Here is a 16,976-nt window from a genome sequence, read left to right as displayed (position 1 = left end):
TCGGGGCAATTACGTTACGCAAACCTTTCGTAATGTTCGAAAGGATAGGCTAGCCTTACTTAGGTTCGCTTCATTCACCTAAGGAGTTCCGTGACTTCCCCCCTCTTCCCAGGCCGGTCGGCCGTTCCCGGCGGTTCCGCTGCCGCTGGCACCACACGCCGCTCCCTGCTCAAGACCGCCGGCAAGGCCACCGCCGTCCTCGCCGCCGCGGCACTTTCCCTGACCGCATGCTCCACCGGTCCGGCCTCCTCCGCTTCGGACGCCAGTGCCACATCGTCCGCCAGCGCACAGTTCCCGGTGGCCATCAAGCATGTCTTTGGTGAAACCACCATTAAGGAACAGCCCAAGCGCGTCGTCACCGTCTCCTGGGTCAATGACGACGTTGCCATTGCGCTGGGCGTGGTTCCGGTGGGCGTGCCCAAGAACGAGTGGGGCGGCAACGCCAAGGGCTCCACGCCGTGGAAGGACGCCGCGCTGGAGAAGCTCGGCGCGGGCTTCGGGTCGGACAAGGCTCCGGTCCAGTTCTCCGAGGCGGACGGCATCAACTTCACTGAAATCGCCAAGCTCAACCCCGACGTCATCCTGGGTGCCTACTCCGGCCTGACGGAGGAGGAGTACAAGAAGCTCAGCGAAATCGCCCCCGTGGTTGCGCATCCAGAGCTCGCCTACGGCACCTCCTGGCAGGACTCCACGAGCATCATCGGCAAGGCGCTGGGCAAGGAAGCCGAGGCCACGAAGCTGATCGCCGACACCGAAGCCGCCATTAAGGACAAGGTCGCCGCCTACCCGCAGCTCGCGGGCAAGAGCTTCATCTACGGAAACCTTGAACCGGCCAAGAGCGACGGCGTGAACGTATACACCGCCAACGACAACCGCCCGCGCTTCCTCAGTGAGATCGGCATGAAGCTCGCCCCGGTGGTGCAGGAGAACTCGAAGGGGTCCAAGGAGTTCTTCATCCCGTGGTCCGCGGAGAAGGCCAACGAGCTCGAGTCGGACATTTTCGTGACCTGGGTTCCGGACGCGAAGACCACCGACTCCATCAAGGCTGATCCGCTGCTGGGCCAGATCCCGGCCATCAAGAACGGCGCCATGGTGGCGGATTCGGACAATACGCTCACCCTGTCCATCTCGGCCTCCTCGCCGCTGAGCCTGCCGTGGTCGCTGGACACGTTCCTGCCGCAGCTGGCTAGCGCAGCGGATAAAGCCACCGACGCGGTCAAGTAAGCCCGTTCAAGTAAGCAACCTCTGATGAAACCAAGCACGACGCCGGCCGCTGCCATCCAGCGCGAACGTACACTTGGGGCCCCTGTGGCCGCAGCCGTTGGACGGCAAGCGTCCGTTCGCGCCCAGCCTGCCCGCAAGGTCCGTGGGCCGCGCGGCGCCTGGCTGCTGGCCGCCGGCGTCGTGCTCGTTGTTGTCTGTTGCGCCTCGCTTGCCGTCGGCGCACGGGGCCTGTCCCTGGAAACCGTGTGGCAGGCCCTGTCCCAGTTCAACCCGGCAAACGGCGACCATGCCGTGGTGCACGCCCGGATCCCGCGGACTGTCCTGGGCCTGCTCGCAGGTGCGGCGCTGGGCCTGGCCGGTGCCGCCATGCAGGGCGTGGCGCGCAATCCGCTGGCAGACCCGGGCATCATCGGCGTCAACGCCGGTGCCGCCCTGGCCGTGGTCACCGGAATCTACGTCTTCGGCATCTCCTCGCTGACCGGATACATCTGGTTCGCGTTCATCGGCGCGGCGGCCGCCGCCGTCGTCGTTTACCTCATTGCCTCCATGGGCCGGGACGGCGCGACACCGGTCAAGCTCGCCCTGGCGGGCGCCGCCCTGAGCGCGGGGCTGTTCTCCCTGATGAACGTCATCCTGGTCTCCAGCCAGGACACTCTGGACCGCTTCCGGTTCTGGCAGGTGGGCGGCATTGCGGGGCGCGACTGGTCCGTGGTGCTGCCCGGCCTGCCGTTCCTCATCGTGGGGGCACTGATCGTGCTCCTGGCCGGCCGGGTCCTCAACAGCCTGGCACTCGGCGACGACGTCGCCCGCGGCCTGGGCCAGAACGTCGGCCTGGCGCGGGCGGTCACCGCGCTGGGTATCGTCATGCTGTGCGGGTCGGCGACGGCGCTCGCCGGCCCCATCGGATTCGTGGGCCTCGTCATCCCGCACGCCGTCCGTTCCCTGACCGGCCCCGACTACCGCTGGATCCTGCCGTTCTCCGCCGTGCTCGCGCCCGCGCTGCTGCTCGTGTCCGACATCCTGGGCCGCGTGATCCTCCTGCCCGGCGAAGTCCCGGCGGGAATCATGACCGCCCTGGTCGGCGCCCCCGTCTTCGTGTGGCTGGTCCGGCGCGGCAAAGGGGCAGGCCTGTGACTCCGAACCCCAGCGCCACGATGCGCGAACGGGCAGATAATGCCCCCAAAACCCCGGAAACCGGGCATTATCTGCCCGTTCGCGCTTCGAACCGGCCCCTGCTGAACCGTACGCTGCTGAACCGGACGGCGGTACTGGCCGCCGGCGTCGTGCTTCTGGTGGCCACCAGCATCCTGCTAGGCAGCTACACCGTGACCATCCCCGACTTCTTCAAAATCCTCGCCGCCCACTTCACCGGCGGTGAGAAGATCCCTGGCGCCAGCTTCATCGTGATGGAGGCCAAGCTGCCCCGGGCGGTGATCGGCACGCTGATCGGCCTGGCCTTCGGGCTCTCCGGCGCGCTGTTCCAGACCATGCTCCGCAACCCGCTGGCCAGCCCGGACGTGATCGGCATCAGCTACGGGGCCAGCGCGGCGGCGGTGCTGGCCATCGTGGTCTTCGGCGCCTCCGGTGCCGCGGTGTCCGGCGCTGCCCTCGGCGGTGCGATGGCCGTGGCGGCGCTGATCTACGGCATTTCACGCAGCGGATCCCTGGGCCTCGGAGGCGGCAGCCGCGGTAACGCCGCCGGCAGCCGCCTCATCCTGGCCGGCGTCGGCGTCGCTGCCGCGCTGCACGCCATGGTCAGCTTCCTCATGACCCGGGCCGACATCCGCACCGCCGCGGAGGCGCTGATCTGGATCAACGGCTCGCTCAACTCCGCCAGCTGGGACCGTGCGGGCGTGCTGGCCCTGACGCTGATGGTCCTGGTTCCGGCCGCGGCCGTGCTGGCCGGGCCGCTGCGCATCCTCGAAGTGGGGGACGACGCCGCCGCGGGACTCGGCGTGCGGGTAGGTGCCACCCGGCTGGGTCTGGTGCTCACCGCCGTCGCGCTGGCCGCTGTGGCGACGGCGGCAGCCGGGCCGGTGGCGTTCGTCGCCTTCCTGGCCGGCCCCATCGCGCGCCGCTTCACCGGCCGCTCCAGCCTTCCGGCGTCGGCCCTGGTGGGCGCCCTGATCGTCCTGGCTGCGGACTACCTCGCCGCCAACATCGCACCGCTGCTGCTGGACGGCACCGTCCTGCCGGTCGGCGTCATCACCGGCGCCCTCGGTGCCCCGTTCCTGCTGTGGCTCCTGGTCACATCCAACCGAAAGGATGCCTGATGGCTGTTCTGCAAGCCCGGGACCTCACGCTGCAGTACGATCAGCGCCGGGTCGTGGAAAACCTCACGGCGGAGATCCCCGAGGGCAGGGTGACCATGATCGTGGGCGCCAACGCCTGCGGAAAATCCACGCTCCTGCGGGGCCTGTCCCGGCTCCTGAAGCCCGCCGGCGGCACGGTAACCCTCGACGGCAAGGACATCCACTCCCGCCCGGCGCGCGAACTGGCACGCACCCTTGGCCTGCTCCCGCAGCACCCGACGGCGCCGGACGGCATCACCGTTCGAGACCTGGTGGGCCGCGGGCGGTACCCGCACCAGGGCTTCTTCCGCAGTTGGTCGGAGAAGGACGACGCCGCAGTGCAGCGCGCGCTGGAAGCCACAGAAACGCTGGAGCTCGCCGGGCGGAACGTCGACGAACTCTCCGGCGGACAGCGCCAGCGGGTGTGGATCGCCATGGCGCTCGCCCAGGAAACGGACGTGCTGCTGCTCGACGAGCCCACCACCTACCTGGACCTGGCGCACCAGGTTGAGGTGCTGGACCTGGTCACCGACCTCAACCGCCAGCGCGGCACGACCGTGGCGATCGTGCTGCACGACCTCAACCTGGCGGCGCGTTACGCCGACCATGTCATCGCCCTGAAGGCCGGGCAGATCGTGGCCGAGGGCGCAGCGTCCAGCGTGATTACCGAGGAGCTGGTGCGGAACGTCTTCGCGCTGGACTCCCGGGTGGTCCCGGATCCGGTGTCCGGCACTCCGCTGATCATCCCTCTCGGCAGGCACCACGCCGACCCAAAAGTTCTGACCACGACCCTGGAGATGGCCTCATGAGTGCAATACAGAATGGTTCCGCCCGCACGTCCATCGCGGACCGTCCCGGCCTCGCCACCGAGCCGATGACCCTGGCGCTTGATGTCACCGTCTCGGCCGTGCAGGAGCTGAGCCCGAACTTCCGGCGCGTGACGTTCGGCGGCTACTCGCTGCGCGACTTCGGTGTCCACGGGGACAGCCTGGACCTCCGCATCAAACTCATGATCCCGTCGCTGGCGCCGGACGGCAGCCGGCTTCCGCTGCCGAAGTTCCGGATGGAGGAGAGCGGCTGGTACCAGGAGTGGCTGGCCATGGATCCGGCCACCCGCGGCTCCATGCGCACCTACACCGTCCGGCAGGCCCGGCTGGACGCCGTCTACCCGGAGATCGACGTCGACTTCGTGATGCACTTCGACGCCGACGGCAACGGCGGTCCCGCGGCGAACTGGGCGCTCACGGCCAAGCCGGGCGACGCCCTCGCCCTGATCGGGCCGAACAACCGGGCGGCGCACTGCGTCACCGCAGAAACGTATGCGGGCATCGAATGGCGGCCGGGCCTGGCCGGGCATGTGCTCCTGGCCGGCGACGAGACGGCTGTCCCAGCGATCAGCGCCATTCTCGAAAGCCTGCCCGGCTACATGACCGGACATGCCTTCCTGGAAGTGCCGGAGGCCGGTGACTTCCTGGACCTGGAAACGGCGGCCGACGTCGAAATCACCTGGCTGGCACGCGGTGCCTCGATCGGCAGGTCCCGGCCGCACGGCGAACTCCTCCGGGAAGCGGTCAGGGACGCGGTACCCGTGCCGGGCTGGGTGGGCATCAAGTCCGTCGAAGCCGCCGGCCCGGAACCCGACGACGTGAACGTTGACCAGGAAATCCTCTGGGAAACCCCTGCCCGCCTCGATGCCGCCGCGGTCAGCGCCACGAAGAACCCGGACAAGCCAGCGGGTGCCCTGCCGTTCTATGCGTGGATCGCCGGCGAGGCGGGTGTCATCAAGGACATGCGGCGCTACCTGGTCCGTGACGTCGGGATCGACCGGAAGCAGGTCGCCTTCATGGGGTACTGGCGCCAGGGCAAGGCCGAGCTCTGACCCGGGACGCTTCCTCAGCTTTCGTCGCTTGATCCGGGATGCTCCCTCAGTTTTCGTCGCTTGATCCGGGATGCTCCCTCAGCATGATGGCGTTCATCTGCGGTTTCCCTGGGTGTTGCTCGGCGCGTGTACCTTGTCCGGGTGGGTGTCTCTCCAGTGCGTCCGGACCGGGACAGGCGTCGGGTGTTCGTCGCCGTCGGAGATTCCTTTACCGAAGGCGTGGGCGACCGGAGTTCCCGGATGCCGAACGGCGTGCGCGGCTGGGCGGACCGAGTGGCGGAGAAGCTGGCGAAGGCAGAACCCGGCTGGCATTACGCCAACCTGGCGATAAGGAGCAAGCGGCTGCGCCACATCGTGGATGAGCAGCTGGAGCAGGCAATCGCCATGGAGCCCACACTCATCACCCTCTATGCCGGCGGCAACGACATCCTGGACTTCGGCACTGACATGGACCAGCTCCTGGCCCAATACGAGGAAGTGGTGGCGCGGCTGGCTGCCACCGGCGCCACCCTGGTCCTTTTCACGGGGTTCGACGTCAAAGTATCCGCGGTGCTCGAACCGCTGAAGAAGCGGAACACCCTGTACAACCGGAGGGTCCGGGAGCTCGCCGCCAAATACGGGGCTGTACTCGTGGACTACTGGTGTTTCGAGGCCTTCCACGACCGCAGGATGTGGGACACCGACCGGCTGCACATGTCCAAGGCCGGGCACAAGTATCTCGCGGCCCAGGTCCTCGACCACCTCGGCGTGCCGCACAAGATCACCCTCAAGGAATGGGAGCCACCAGCCAAGGTGACTCTCCGCGACTGGGAGCGGAGGCAGCGCCGCTGGGTGAACGACTGGGTGTTTCCCCTTTTCGGACGGAAGCTCCGCGGCGTCACGCTGGGGGACAACCTCAGCCCGCGCTGGCCCCGGCCAGTGAAAGTTCCGCGCAAAGGCGGCCTGAAAAAGCTGGTGGACCGATAACGCCCTTCCGGTTAGCGGCTTGAATAGTGTCACTGTAAACAACTGTTGACTTGTGTGCAACGTCACAGCTAGTGTTGCGGCACTGACAAACCGTCAATCATCCAGCTTCAAGTCCGCTCAGCGTCGCGGGCACCGTTCGAGGGCGTGAACCGCCGTCGCCGGCACCCCGACCTGACAGCCGGATCCCTGCACTGCTCCCTCATTCATGCGCACCTTCTTCCCGCGTGCGCCGAGGCGAGCCACCGCCACGAGAGGCATCACCGCCATGACTGACAGCAATTCCCTCCATTTCGACCGCCGGAAGCTCCTCAAGGCCGCGGCACTTACACCGTTCGCCGGCTTGGCCCTGTCCGGCTGCGGCGCAAAGCCTGCCGAAAGCGCACCGGCCAACAAGACCGTGACGGTCACGTCCTACGGCGGTTCCTACAACGACCAGTTGACCCAGACAATCCTCGATCCCTTCTCCAAGAAGACGGGCATCCAGCCCACGCTGCTGGCCAACACCAGCCTCGCGGCGCTCAAGGCCCAGGTGCAGTCCGGAGACGTGCAGTGGGACCTCGTGGAAATCACGGCACCGGAGTACGAGACAGCGGTCGCCGAGGGCCTGCTGGAAAAGTTCGATTACGACATCATCAGCGACAAGGGCTTGCCCGGCTACGCCAAAGCCGAGTACGGCATCAAGTACCTCAGCTTCCTTTTTGTCATGGCGTGGGACCAGAAGGTCATTTCGGACGCACAAGCGCCAAAGGACTGGGCCCAGTTCTTTGACCAGGACAAGTACAAGACCAAGCGTTCCGTTTACAACCAGCTATCCGACAGCTCAGTCCTGGAGGCCGCGCTGCTGGCAGATGGGGTTCCGTTCGACAAGATCTACCCCCTTGACGTGGACCGCGCCCTTCGCGTGCTTGGACACCACCCGGGCAAGGACCGGCTGCTGTACCACGCCGCCAACCAGGAGCCCATCCAGCAGCTCACCTCCGGCGAGGTGTCCCTCTCCACGAGCTTCAACAACCGGATCAACGCGGCCCGCAATGACGGCGCCAAACTGAACTTCTCCGCCGAAAACGCCGTCCTGGCCGGCGACTACTTCGTGGTGCCAAAGGGTGCGAAGAACAAGGAAGCGGCCTTCAAGCTGATGAACTTCATGTCCAACGACGCCGAGGCCGGCGCCGCGTTCGACAAGGTCACCAACCTGACCCTGGCCAACACCCCGGCCCTGTCCAAGCTGCCGAAGGAAATCGCGGACACCCTGCCGACGAGCCCGCGGTTGGCCGACAAGATCCTCGTCCGCGACGACAAGTGGTGGTCGCAGAACCTGAAGAAGACCGAGCAGCAGTTCAAGCTCTGGCAGGCCAGCTGAGATGAGCAACGCAACTCTGGAATGGACACGGCCGCGGGGCCGCGGCGCCCCGCCTTCCGCTGAATCAGCACCACGACGGCGGCGCAGCGGCTGGTGGCTGCTGCTGGCCCCAATCCTCGCCTTCGACGTCGTGCTGTTCCTGACGCCGCTGGGCAAACTGGTCGGTGCAAGCTTCGCCGACAACGCCTACCAGCGGGTCCTCGAGGACCCGCTCGTGATGCTCGCCCTGGTCAACACCCTGACCATCAGCCTGGCGAGCACCATCGTGACGGTGGTACTCGGCTACATCATCGCCATGGTCCTCTGGCGTGCCGGCACCGTCACCCGGGTGATCCTGTTCGCCGTCGTACTCCTGCCGTTCTGGACCGGCATCCTGGTGAAGAACTTCGCCTGGGCGGTCCTGCTGCAGGACAACGGCATCGTGAACGCCTTCCTGCAGGGAATCGGGCTTACGGGTGCGCCGATCCCCCTCCTGCACAACCGGTTCGCCGTGATCGTCGGCATGGTGCACTGTCTCCTGCCATACGCGGTGTTCCCGATCTTCTCCTCGCTGGCATCCATCGATGACCGGCTCGGGCTTGCGGCCCGCTCCCTTGGCGCGCGGGAAGGATCGGTCTTCCGCAGGATCACGCTGCCGCTGAGCATGCCCGGCATTTCTGCCGCCGGGCTGCTGGTCTTCATCATCAGTACGGGCTTCTTCATCACGCCGGTGGTGATGGGCGGCCCCGGCGACATGATGATCGCCAACCAGATCGACTACTACGCCCGACAGCTCACGGACTTCTCCGGGGCCGCTGCATTGGCCGTCATCCTGACTGTCATGGTCAGCCTCCTCGTGGCTGTCTACCAGCGCGTCCTCAAGGCGGGAGGCCAACATGAAGACAATTAATCCGCAACAGCGCCTGCTGGCGCTGCTTTCCATTCCAGCTTTCCTGTTCCTCGTCGTTCCGACGGCGATTGTGGTGCCGGTCGCGCTGAACGACAGCCGCTACATCACCTTCCCGCCGGAAGGGATTTCCTTCGCCGCCGTGGCCGGATTCTTCGCCGACCTGGCCTGGACCTCCGCCCTGACGGCCAGCCTCCAGTCGGCGGCAATCGCCGTGGTGATCGGTGTCCTGCTGGGCGCCACCGCGGCGATCGGCCTGCACGGGCGCAAGTTCCCTGGACAGCCCGCTGTCGTGGGCCTCATCCTCGCGCCGATGATCGTGCCCACCGTGGTGCTCGCGTTGGCGTTCTACCAGTTCTTCATCTCCATCGGGATGGTGGGCAGCATCCTCCCCATCGGCCTGGCGCACGCGGTGATCGCCACCCCGTACGTCTACCTCACCACCCGGGCGGCCCTCGCAGGCCTAAACCCGGCACTCGTGAGGTCGGCGCAAAGCCTTGGTGCCGGCCCGTTGTCAGTACTGCGGCACGTGTATCTCCCGATCATCCTGCCGGGCCTGATCTCGGGCGCCCTGTTTGCGTTCTCGGTCTCCATCGACGAGACCGTGATGTCGCTGTTCATGCAGTCCCCGGGTGCCACCACGCTGCCCGTCAAAATGTTCACGGACATCCAGTTCAATCTGACTCCGAAGATCGCTGTTTCCTCTGCGCTGCTGGTCAGCGTCGCCACTATCGGGCTCCTCTTGCAGGTCATGTTTGTCCTCAGGCGCCGGTCCACCGCACGGATGCTGCCGCTGGCAGAGTCCGCCCAATCGTAAGGAATGCCGATGACCACATCAGTGATTTCCGCGGAATCAATATCAGGCACCCGGACCGCTTCGCGGGGCGCCATTGAACTCCGCAGTGTCAGCAAGAACTACGGCGACGTCGTGGCCGTGGACCGGCTGGACCTCGCTGTCCAGCCGGGCGAGTTCGTCACCCTGCTCGGGCCCAGCGGGTCCGGCAAGACCACCACCATGATGATGGTTGCCGGCTTCGAGGAGCACACCTCCGGGTCCGTGTTGATCGATGGCCGACCAGTGGACACACTGCCTCCGCGAGAGCGCAACCTGGGCGTGGTGTTTCAGAACTACGCACTGTTCCCGCACATGAGCGCGCTCGAAAACGTCGAATTTCCTCTCCGCATGCGGAAAATCCCCAAGAATGAACGCCGCCAACGGGCTGAGGAGGCCTTGGACCGCGTGGGTCTCGGCAAAATGGGGAGCCGCAAGCCCCGCCAACTCTCCGGCGGGCAGCAGCAACGCGTCGCCCTGGCCCGCGCGCTGGTCTTCAACCCGGCCGCGTTGCTGCTGGACGAACCAATGGCCGCACTGGACAAGCGGCTGAGGGAACAGATGCAGGAGGAAATCAAGACACTGCAAAAGAGCCTCGGCATCTCCGTGCTATTCGTCACCCACGACCAGGACGAAGCCATGGCTATGTCGGACCGGATCGTGGTCATGAAGGATGGCAAGATCGTCCAATCTGGCCCGCCGGAGGAGGTGTACAACCAGCCGTTGACAGACTGGGTGGCCAGCTTCCTCGGCGATACCAACCTCATTCCCTGCACCGTGCTGGAACGCAACGGCATCGAGGCCCTGGTGGACCTTGGCGGGCTTGGCACGGCACGGGTTGCAGACCGTGGGGTCCAAGGCGAAAACTATGCCCTCTCCATCCGGCCGGAGCACCTCAAATTCCGCTCGGCAGGTCAGTGCGGCAACGGCGGCGCGGCAACGTTGGTGTCCTCCACCAACTTGGGCGCCACCGTCCGCCACCGCCTGACGGCAGGCGGCCATGAGCTCCAGTTGCGCGAACTCAGTCCGGACTCTGCCGGCAGGGCTGCGCCCGGGGGCCAAGTATTCGTGGGATGGGACTCCGGACGGGCCCAGCTTCTGGTCCTGGAGTCCTAGGGCCCGTAACGGGGCCGAAGTGGCCCGGTTTGACCGGCATTCCGCGTGTTGAGGCCCCGGACAGCGCGGCCGGGGCCTCAACAATGGGCTAGTTCTGCTGCCCGGGCTCGTCCAGCAGGTTCTCGAACCCCGGCGCAGCGCGGTTTGCAGCGAATTCAGTGACGTCGAAGTCGGCTACCCCGTGCACGTTGAACGGATCCTTGGCCAGTGACCCGTCGAGGGTTGGACGGTCTGCCCTGGAGAGCAGCACGCCTCCCGTGCGCGGAACCTTGCGGCCGGCGGCGATGAAGACGCCTTCGTCAAAGGCATCCTTCAGCCAGTCCACGTGGGCATCCAGATGCTGGTCCACGATCTCTTGGGCAACTTTGTAGGTCAGGGAAACTACGTACATGACCGCCAGCCTACCGCCAGAGCCTTGGCCGCCCGGCGACTCGCCGCCGCCGGAACCGGCCTTGAACCGTCAAGCGTTAGTTCTCCTAGGATGGAGTAATGACCGAACCGCGCTGGCTCAACTCCAATGAACGCCGGGCATGGCTTGCCCTGCTGAGCATCAACACCATGCTGCCCGCGTCGCTGGATACCCAGCTGCATGCCGCCGGCAAGGTGTCGCTGTTCGACTACAACGTGCTGGCGATGCTCTCCGAGGCCGAGGGCCGCTTCCTGCCGATGAGCGAGCTGGCGGCACGGACCAGCGCCTCCCTCTCCCGGCTGTCCCATGTGGTCACCAAGCTCCAGAACCGCGGCTGGGTGGAACGCCGGCCGCATCCCGGAGATGCCCGCGTCACCACCGCACACCTCACCGAAGAGGGCATGTCCACCATCGTGGATCTGGCGCCGGGCCACGTCGAATCCGTGCGCTCGCTGTTTCTCGATGCCCTGACTGAGCGGGATGTTGCGGACCTCGCCCGCATCGGCGAAAAGATAGTGGCCCGCCTGGACAGCAATCACTGGATCCTCCGCGAGCAGCAGCAGTAGCACCACCCAGGCAGAGGCAGTTCCTGCGCCGCGCGCAGCTGTCTTGGTTGCTCCCGGCAACGGGTGGCAGACTTGCTCCCATGGATTTCACGGCCCGCTACGTCGCCCTTGGAGATTCCTTCACGGAGGGTGTGGGTGACGACGACCCGACGCGGCCCAACGGGGTCCGCGGCTGGGCTGACCGGGTGGCGGAGCAACTGGGCTCGACTGACCCCGGCTTCGGGTACGCCAACCTCGCCATCCGCGGCCGCAAGCTGCGGCAGATCCTGGCCGAGCAGGTGGACGCCGCCATCGCGCTCAATCCCACTCTGGTGACTCTTTACGCCGGTGCCAACGACATTCTTCGGCCCAAGATCGACATCGACGACCTGCTCGCGGACTACGAAAAAGCGGTGGGGAAGCTGGCGGCCACGGGCGCCACCGTGGTGCTGTTCACGGGCTTCGACGCGCGGGGCTCGAAGGTCTTCGGCACCATGCGGGGGCGTACGGCCATCTACAACGAACTCGTGCGCGGCATCGCCGGAGACCATGGAGCCCTGCTAGTGGACTACTGGCGCTTCAACGAATACTACGACTGGGGCATGTGGGCTAAGGACCGGATGCACATGTCCGCCGCCGGCCACGCCAACATGGCCAAGCGCGTCCTGACGGTCCTAGAACACGAGCACTCCATTGAGGTTCCGCCAATGACGCCCGTCCCGGAGCTCAGCAAGGCGGAGGCGCTAAGGGCTAACGCCCGCTGGGTCCGGGAATTCGCCGCGCCGTGGGTGGTCCGGCGGGTCACAGGCAAGTCCTCGGGCGACAACCTCCAGCCCAGGTACGCCCAGCTCACCCGGCTCTAGGCGGGCAAGCCAACCTACCGCCGGAACCCGCCCGTCGCCAATAGCTCGCCATTTGCACGCACGGCCAGCGCCTCGATGTCCCACATGGCGGTCGCGCGGTTGAGCATCGGGACGCCGCCGGCCACGATCGCGGTTGCCAGTACATCGGCGGTGACCACGTCCGCTGCGGCGACGGAAACCTGCCGGAATTCCGCGGCTCCGGCCGCGACGCTCCAGATATGGTCCCCTCGTTCAGCGGAACCCGAGGTGGCCAGCGCCGCCCGGGTCCCGCCGTCGGCCGTCTTTCCACCCAGCGGAGCCGGACTCTGCGGACGCGAACCAAGCGGAGACGTACCCGGCGCGGCCCCGCGCAGCGGGAAACCGGCCAGCAGGGTCCTCCGGTCCGCCGGATCAACAATCCCCGCCCGCCATGGCCCATCGGTGCCGGGAATGGGGGAGCCGCCGACCAGCACGTCCCCGCCGGCGTTCAGGCACCAGTTGGCCATGCCGAGCGCCAGCAGCGACATGCCGGCTTCCCTGATGGCGTGGCCCTTGACGATTCCGGAGAGATCCAGCGCCCCGTCCGGACGTTCCGGCGTGAACGCACCCTCCGTGAGAAGCCTCCACTCGGCCGCCTCCTCATACCGCGCCCGCATTTCCGCGGAAGCCTCCGGCAGCGCGAGTTCGCCGCGGACCAGTCTGCTCGCCTCTGAATCGGGGCGGTAGAGGCTGAAGATGCTGTCCAGTTCAGTGAAAAGGCGTTCGACGACGGCGGTCGCCGCTTCCAGCTCATCCGCCGCAGCCTGGGGTGCTTTGTGCGCGTCCGCGGGGATAGTCAGGCTGATGACGGTCCCCATGCAGGTGAAGGTCCGGGCCCGGAGCCTTGTTTCAAAGGTTTGCGGCATCGAGGGCTGCCTGGAGGGAGGTGAGGTAGGCGTCGCTGGTCACGGTGGCGCCGCCCACGGTCTGCACGTTGCCGGACTGTGCCTGGAGCACCTCGCTGCGAAGAATGGGGGCGGCGTAATTGCTGATCTGCACGGACCGGCCCTCGGCGTCGGTGAGTTTCAGGGCCGTGACGTCGGTGATCTGCCCGGCCTTCACAGTGATCTGGACCTGCACGGTGCCGAAGCGGGTCTGGACCACATCGCCGTCGTATGTGCCGCCGGCCTTGGCCGCCGCGCCGGCGGCTCCGGCCGCGCCCGAGCTGCCCGCCGCGCCCGAACTGTCCGTCGCCCCGGAACTGCCAGTCGCCCCGGAACTGCCAGTCGCCCCGGACGACGCCGAGGATCCCGACGACGCGGTGCCGCTGCTGTCCGTGGTTCCCGCCCCCGACGCCTGGTTTCCCGTTGCCGCGGCCGCAACCGCGCTGCGTGTATCGGCCACATGGACACCCGATTGCCAGCCGGCCAGGAGGATGCCGGCCGAAGCCAAGGCGGCTGAAACTGCTGCTCTGATTCTCACCAGTCGAACCTTTCGTGATGGAGCTGATCTTCATGGACACCAGCGGCGCGGGCGGCGTTCAGGACGTTGCCCGCCCAGCGTGAGGGCCCGCATACATAGACGTCGGCGTGGGCGATTTCCGGAACGTAATCCGCCAGCGCGTACCCGGCGCGGTGCGCGGTGGCCGGAAGCCAGCTGTCAGGGGAGCCGGGGTCCCGTCCGCCGGTCAGGTGGAACAGGGTGGCGCCGCGCTGCCGGCACAGTTCGAGGATTTCCTCGCCCAGGTAGAGCTCCTGGCTGCTGTGCCCGCGGAGCAGAACCGTCGCCTGGCCAGGGGAGAAAGGGGTGGTCTCCAGGAGGGCCCGCAACGGCGTAATACCGATGCCGGCACCGATCATGACCACACGGTCCCTGCTGCGCGCGGCGGAGCTGAAGAGTCCGTACGGCCCTTCTACGGCGACCTTCGTTCCGCGCCGCAGCTTTAGCAGTTGTGCCGAGCCCCGGCCGAGATCACGAACCGTGATCCGCAGCCGCCCGTGCCCGTCAGGTCCGGTCCGCGCCGGCTCCGCCGACAGGCTGAACGGATGCGGATGCCACCACAGGCCCGGAGCGAGGAAGCGCCAGATGAAGAACCGCCCGCCGTTGCCGGCCAGCGAACCGAGCTGCAGGCCGCTCATTTCGATGTTGACCACCCCGGGTGCCACTGAGGTGACGCGCTCAACCGTGAGCTGATGCCTGAAGGTTGCCTGCACAGGCTGGATGATCCGGTAGTACAGCAGGGCGGCCCCGGTGGCGATGCAGATGGCCAGCCAGTACCCGCGCTGCCACGTGCCTGCGGCGAACAGCCCGCCCACGCTGAACTGGTGCGGCAGCGAGGTGAGCACGGCAGCATAGGTGAGCAGGTGCACGGCGTACCAGAATTCGTACGGGAAGCGCCGGCGGACGGCCACCAGGGACGTGACAACAACCGCGATGAAGAGTGCCAGGGAGATGAACGCGAGCCACATGTCGGGCACCAGCACCCAGAGCGCCACAGCTTCGCTGACCGGGTCGAGCCCTTCTGCCATGCCATAGCCCACCGCGATGAGGAGTCCGTGGGCCAGGAGCAGGTACAGCGAGGGTTTCCCAAGCTTCCGGTGAAACTCCAGAGCCCGGTCATGCCCAACCGCGCCGTCGATGAACGGGATCCTGGCGGCCAGCAGCAGCATGAGCAGCACCAGGTCCATGCCGGCAAGCCCGGCAACAATACCCAGCGCTGTGACCATTCCGGCAGGCGAGGACGCCGCCGTCAGGCCGCCGTCGGCAAGCCAGAGGGCAACCGAGGCGGCCAACGAGGACCAGGCCGTCACCGCCAGGGCATCGGCCCGAAGGAGTCTGCGCCGGTGCCGGCCGGCGAATCGGCCGGTCTCCCGGACCGAAACAGGCCGGCGGTCCGGACGCCTCGGGGTGCCGGCTCCGGGGGAGGGCAAGAGCTGTGTGTTCATGGCTCAAGATTCCGCCGCGAGCCTTTGACTTTGCTGTGAGGAGCCTTCTTTCCGGATATGTCTTGGAAGAAGGAAGATCCCCGGGCTGCCCTATAACACCGTTCCCCGCCGGATTGGTCTTTAATTCGCGTGTCTCGTAGACTTGGTTGGCGCTAGGTGGCGCGGAGCGTGTGCAATTGCTCCGGTTTGCGGTGGCTGTTGGCAGTATTCACAGTCCTGGAGGCCGGTAGTTAGGGGCTCAAGTTGCGTGCATTCCTGTATTCGCCCAGTATCCCGGCATTTCGCAGTGGCTTCCATTGCCAAGTGTTTGTGGCTCATCGTATTCCGCCGCAGTAAACCCGGTTCACCGGTGTTGAAACGTGCGGATACGTGGCTGGATGCGGACGCCGCCTGCCGCACGGTGAAGCAGAACTCTGCCCGCCGTTTCATTCATTTTTTCAGAGGAGAGTCGTCATGGCAGCACACTGCCAGGTGACCGGAGCCGAGCCGGGCTTTGGACACAGCATTTCGCACTCGCACCGCCGCAACAAGCGCCGGTTCGACCCGAACATCCAGAAGAAGCGCTACTGGGTTCCGTCCCTGCGCCGTAATGTCACTCTGCAGGTCTCTGCAAAGGGCATCAAGACCATCGACGTACGCGGCATCGACGTTGTCGTCGCCGACATCCTGGCGCGAGGAGTGAAGCTCTAGTGGCAAAGGACAAGGACGTACGTCCGATCATCAAGCTCAAGTCGACCGCGGGCACGGGTTACACCTACGTAACCCGTAAGAACCGTCGTAACGACCCGGACCGTCTGGTCCTGAAGAAGTACGACCCCAAGATCCGCCAGCACGTCGAATTCCGAGAGGAGCGCTAAACACATGGCTAAGAAGTCCAAGATTGCTCGCAACGAGCAGCGCAAGGTCATCGTTGAGCGTTACGCTGCAAAGCGCCTCGAACTGAAGAAGACCCTGGTCGATCCGAACGCGACTGACGAAGCACGCGAAGCTGCACGCCTCGGCCTGCAGAAGCTGCCCCGCAACGCCTCCCCGATCCGTCTGCGTAACCGCGACATCATCGACGGCCGTCCGCGCGGTACCTTCCAGAAGTTCGGTATCTCCCGTGTTCGCTTCCGCGACATGGCTCACCGCGGTGAGCTCCCGGGCATCACCAAGTCCTCTTGGTAATCCAGCACCGCTGATACCAGCTGCCTGAGGAGGGCCGGCAACCACGTGGTTGCCGGCCCTTCTTTGCGTTAATCCCCCTCGTTTATGGTGACCGCCCCCGGGTGACGCACCACACAATATTGAATTAGGACGGCGACGCCCGACTTCTCGGCTTGTCGCGCCTTGTTGTGCGCGGAATCTAGCGGTTTTTGGGACCTCGAGGCGTGGTTTTGGCTGGGTTGCTTTGGGGGTGGGGTGGGTGTAATGTTTTCCAAGTCGCCGCGAGGGAGACAGCGAAGAGCTGGTAACCGCGGGTGGCCAAATCCCCGAAATCAAGACCATAATCTGGTGGCTCTTTTAGGTCGCTTGGGTTTGGTGGGGCTGGTTTGTTTGCCGGTGTGGGTCCTGGAACATGGATTTGCGTCGGGGAGTGAAACCGGGTAAGTTTGAAAAGTTGCTCCGGAGCGATCCTGAACGTTGGTTTGGGTGGTGCCGGGTGTGTCTGTTGTTTGAGAACTCAATAGTGTGCCAAGTTTGTTGATACCGATTTTTTATG

19 protein-coding genes are annotated in these 16,976 nt (G+C 66.0%); 15 read left to right on the top strand and 4 right to left on the bottom strand.

The window, feature by feature from the left end; translation table 11 throughout:
- Nucleotides 1–90: 90 nt before the first annotated feature.
- The 10 genes from AC57BR_RS07005 (at nt 91) to AC57BR_RS06960 (ending at nt 10,554) form a co-directional block, all read left to right on the top strand.
- Nucleotides 91–1,224, top strand: coding sequence for an iron-siderophore ABC transporter substrate-binding protein (locus AC57BR_RS07005; RefSeq protein ID WP_496359052.1), 1,134 nt, complete (start codon nt 91–93; stop codon nt 1,222–1,224).
- Between the two features lie 24 nt (nt 1,225–1,248).
- Nucleotides 1,249–2,358, top strand: a complete 1,110-nt coding sequence (locus AC57BR_RS07000; protein WP_496359051.1) for a FecCD family ABC transporter permease — start codon at nt 1,249–1,251, stop codon at nt 2,356–2,358.
- A gap of 20 nt (nt 2,359–2,378) precedes the next feature.
- Nucleotides 2,379–3,497, top strand: a complete 1,119-nt coding sequence (locus AC57BR_RS06995) for a FecCD family ABC transporter permease (protein WP_496359090.1) — start codon at nt 2,379–2,381, stop codon at nt 3,495–3,497.
- Nucleotides 3,497–4,324 (top strand): ABC transporter ATP-binding protein, encoded by an 828-nt coding sequence (locus AC57BR_RS06990; RefSeq protein WP_496359050.1) that lies wholly within the window; start codon nt 3,497–3,499, stop codon nt 4,322–4,324. Before AC57BR_RS06995 ends, AC57BR_RS06990 begins: the two co-directional genes overlap by 1 nt.
- Nucleotides 4,321–5,394, top strand: a complete 1,074-nt coding sequence (locus AC57BR_RS06985) for a siderophore-interacting protein (protein WP_496359049.1) — start codon at nt 4,321–4,323, stop codon at nt 5,392–5,394. The genes AC57BR_RS06990 and AC57BR_RS06985 overlap by 4 nt, the downstream gene beginning before the upstream one ends.
- 141 nt (nt 5,395–5,535) lie before the next feature.
- Nucleotides 5,536–6,360 carry an SGNH/GDSL hydrolase family protein gene (locus AC57BR_RS06980; protein WP_496359048.1) on the top strand — a complete coding sequence of 275 codons (825 nt, stop codon included), beginning with the start codon at nt 5,536–5,538 and terminating at the stop codon, nt 6,358–6,360.
- A gap of 265 nt (nt 6,361–6,625) precedes the next feature.
- Nucleotides 6,626–7,720 (top strand): extracellular solute-binding protein, encoded by a 1,095-nt coding sequence (locus AC57BR_RS06975; RefSeq protein WP_496359047.1) that lies wholly within the window; start codon nt 6,626–6,628, stop codon nt 7,718–7,720.
- Between the two features lies 1 nt (nt 7,721).
- Entirely contained in the window at nt 7,722–8,609 is an 888-nt protein-coding gene (locus AC57BR_RS06970) for an ABC transporter permease (RefSeq protein ID WP_496359046.1), read from the top strand.
- A complete protein-coding gene (locus tag AC57BR_RS06965; protein ID WP_496359045.1) occupies nt 8,596–9,423 on the top strand; it encodes an ABC transporter permease in 828 nt (275 codons plus the stop codon). The genes AC57BR_RS06970 and AC57BR_RS06965 overlap by 14 nt, the downstream gene beginning before the upstream one ends.
- Before the next feature lie 9 nt (nt 9,424–9,432).
- Nucleotides 9,433–10,554, top strand: coding sequence for an ABC transporter ATP-binding protein (locus AC57BR_RS06960; protein WP_496359044.1), 1,122 nt, complete (start codon nt 9,433–9,435; stop codon nt 10,552–10,554).
- An 88-nt stretch (nt 10,555–10,642) separates the two neighbouring features.
- Here the strand turns inward: AC57BR_RS06960 and AC57BR_RS06955 are convergent, their stop codons facing one another.
- On the bottom strand, nt 10,643–10,945 hold the full coding sequence (locus AC57BR_RS06955) for a YciI family protein (protein WP_496359043.1): 303 nt from the start codon (nt 10,943–10,945) through the stop codon (nt 10,643–10,645).
- Between the two features lie 98 nt (nt 10,946–11,043).
- Here AC57BR_RS06955 and AC57BR_RS06950 point away from each other — a divergent pair, with 98 nt between their 5' ends.
- Both AC57BR_RS06950 and AC57BR_RS06945 read left to right on the top strand, forming a co-directional pair.
- Nucleotides 11,044–11,529 (top strand): MarR family winged helix-turn-helix transcriptional regulator, encoded by a 486-nt coding sequence (locus tag AC57BR_RS06950; RefSeq protein ID WP_496359042.1) that lies wholly within the window; start codon nt 11,044–11,046, stop codon nt 11,527–11,529.
- Between the two features lie 80 nt (nt 11,530–11,609).
- A complete protein-coding gene (locus AC57BR_RS06945; protein ID WP_496359041.1) occupies nt 11,610–12,371 on the top strand; it encodes an SGNH/GDSL hydrolase family protein in 762 nt (253 codons plus the stop codon).
- 14 nt (nt 12,372–12,385) lie between these two features.
- Here AC57BR_RS06945 and AC57BR_RS06940 read toward each other — a convergent pair whose 3' ends face one another.
- The 3 genes from AC57BR_RS06940 to AC57BR_RS06930 are packed head-to-tail and all read right to left on the bottom strand — an operon-like array spanning nt 12,386 to nt 15,274.
- Nucleotides 12,386–13,255: an FAD:protein FMN transferase gene (locus AC57BR_RS06940; protein WP_496359040.1), complete on the bottom strand. Its 870-nt coding sequence runs from the start codon at nt 13,253–13,255 to the stop codon at nt 12,386–12,388.
- Nucleotides 13,239–13,811, bottom strand: a complete 573-nt coding sequence (locus AC57BR_RS06935) for an FMN-binding protein (protein ID WP_496359039.1) — start codon at nt 13,809–13,811, stop codon at nt 13,239–13,241. Before AC57BR_RS06935 ends, AC57BR_RS06940 begins: the two co-directional genes overlap by 17 nt.
- Nucleotides 13,808–15,274, bottom strand: coding sequence for a ferredoxin reductase family protein (locus tag AC57BR_RS06930; protein WP_496359038.1), 1,467 nt, complete (start codon nt 15,272–15,274; stop codon nt 13,808–13,810). The genes AC57BR_RS06935 and AC57BR_RS06930 overlap by 4 nt, the downstream gene beginning before the upstream one ends.
- A gap of 453 nt (nt 15,275–15,727) precedes the next feature.
- On the opposite strand from AC57BR_RS06930, the gene rpmB reads away from it, so the two are divergent.
- Genes rpmB through rpsN form a run of 3 tightly spaced genes read left to right on the top strand, consistent with a single transcriptional unit; the run spans nt 15,728 to nt 16,441 of the window.
- Nucleotides 15,728–15,964, top strand: coding sequence for a 50S ribosomal protein L28 (gene rpmB / locus AC57BR_RS06925; RefSeq protein ID WP_003798559.1), 237 nt, complete (start codon nt 15,728–15,730; stop codon nt 15,962–15,964).
- Nucleotides 15,964–16,131, top strand: a complete 168-nt coding sequence (gene rpmG, locus AC57BR_RS06920; RefSeq protein ID WP_003798558.1) for a 50S ribosomal protein L33 — start codon at nt 15,964–15,966, stop codon at nt 16,129–16,131. Before rpmB ends, rpmG begins: the two co-directional genes overlap by 1 nt.
- Before the next feature lie 4 nt (nt 16,132–16,135).
- Nucleotides 16,136–16,441: a 30S ribosomal protein S14 gene (gene rpsN / locus AC57BR_RS06915; RefSeq protein WP_003798555.1), complete on the top strand. Its 306-nt coding sequence runs from the start codon at nt 16,136–16,138 to the stop codon at nt 16,439–16,441.
- Nucleotides 16,442–16,976: the final 535 nt, after the last annotated feature.

The sequence above is a fragment of the Arthrobacter sp. BGA-UO-ETr-C19 genome (assembly GCF_059568005.1).
The sequence above is the reverse complement of the archived record's forward strand: the minus strand, read 5'-3'. Positions and strand labels throughout refer to the sequence as shown.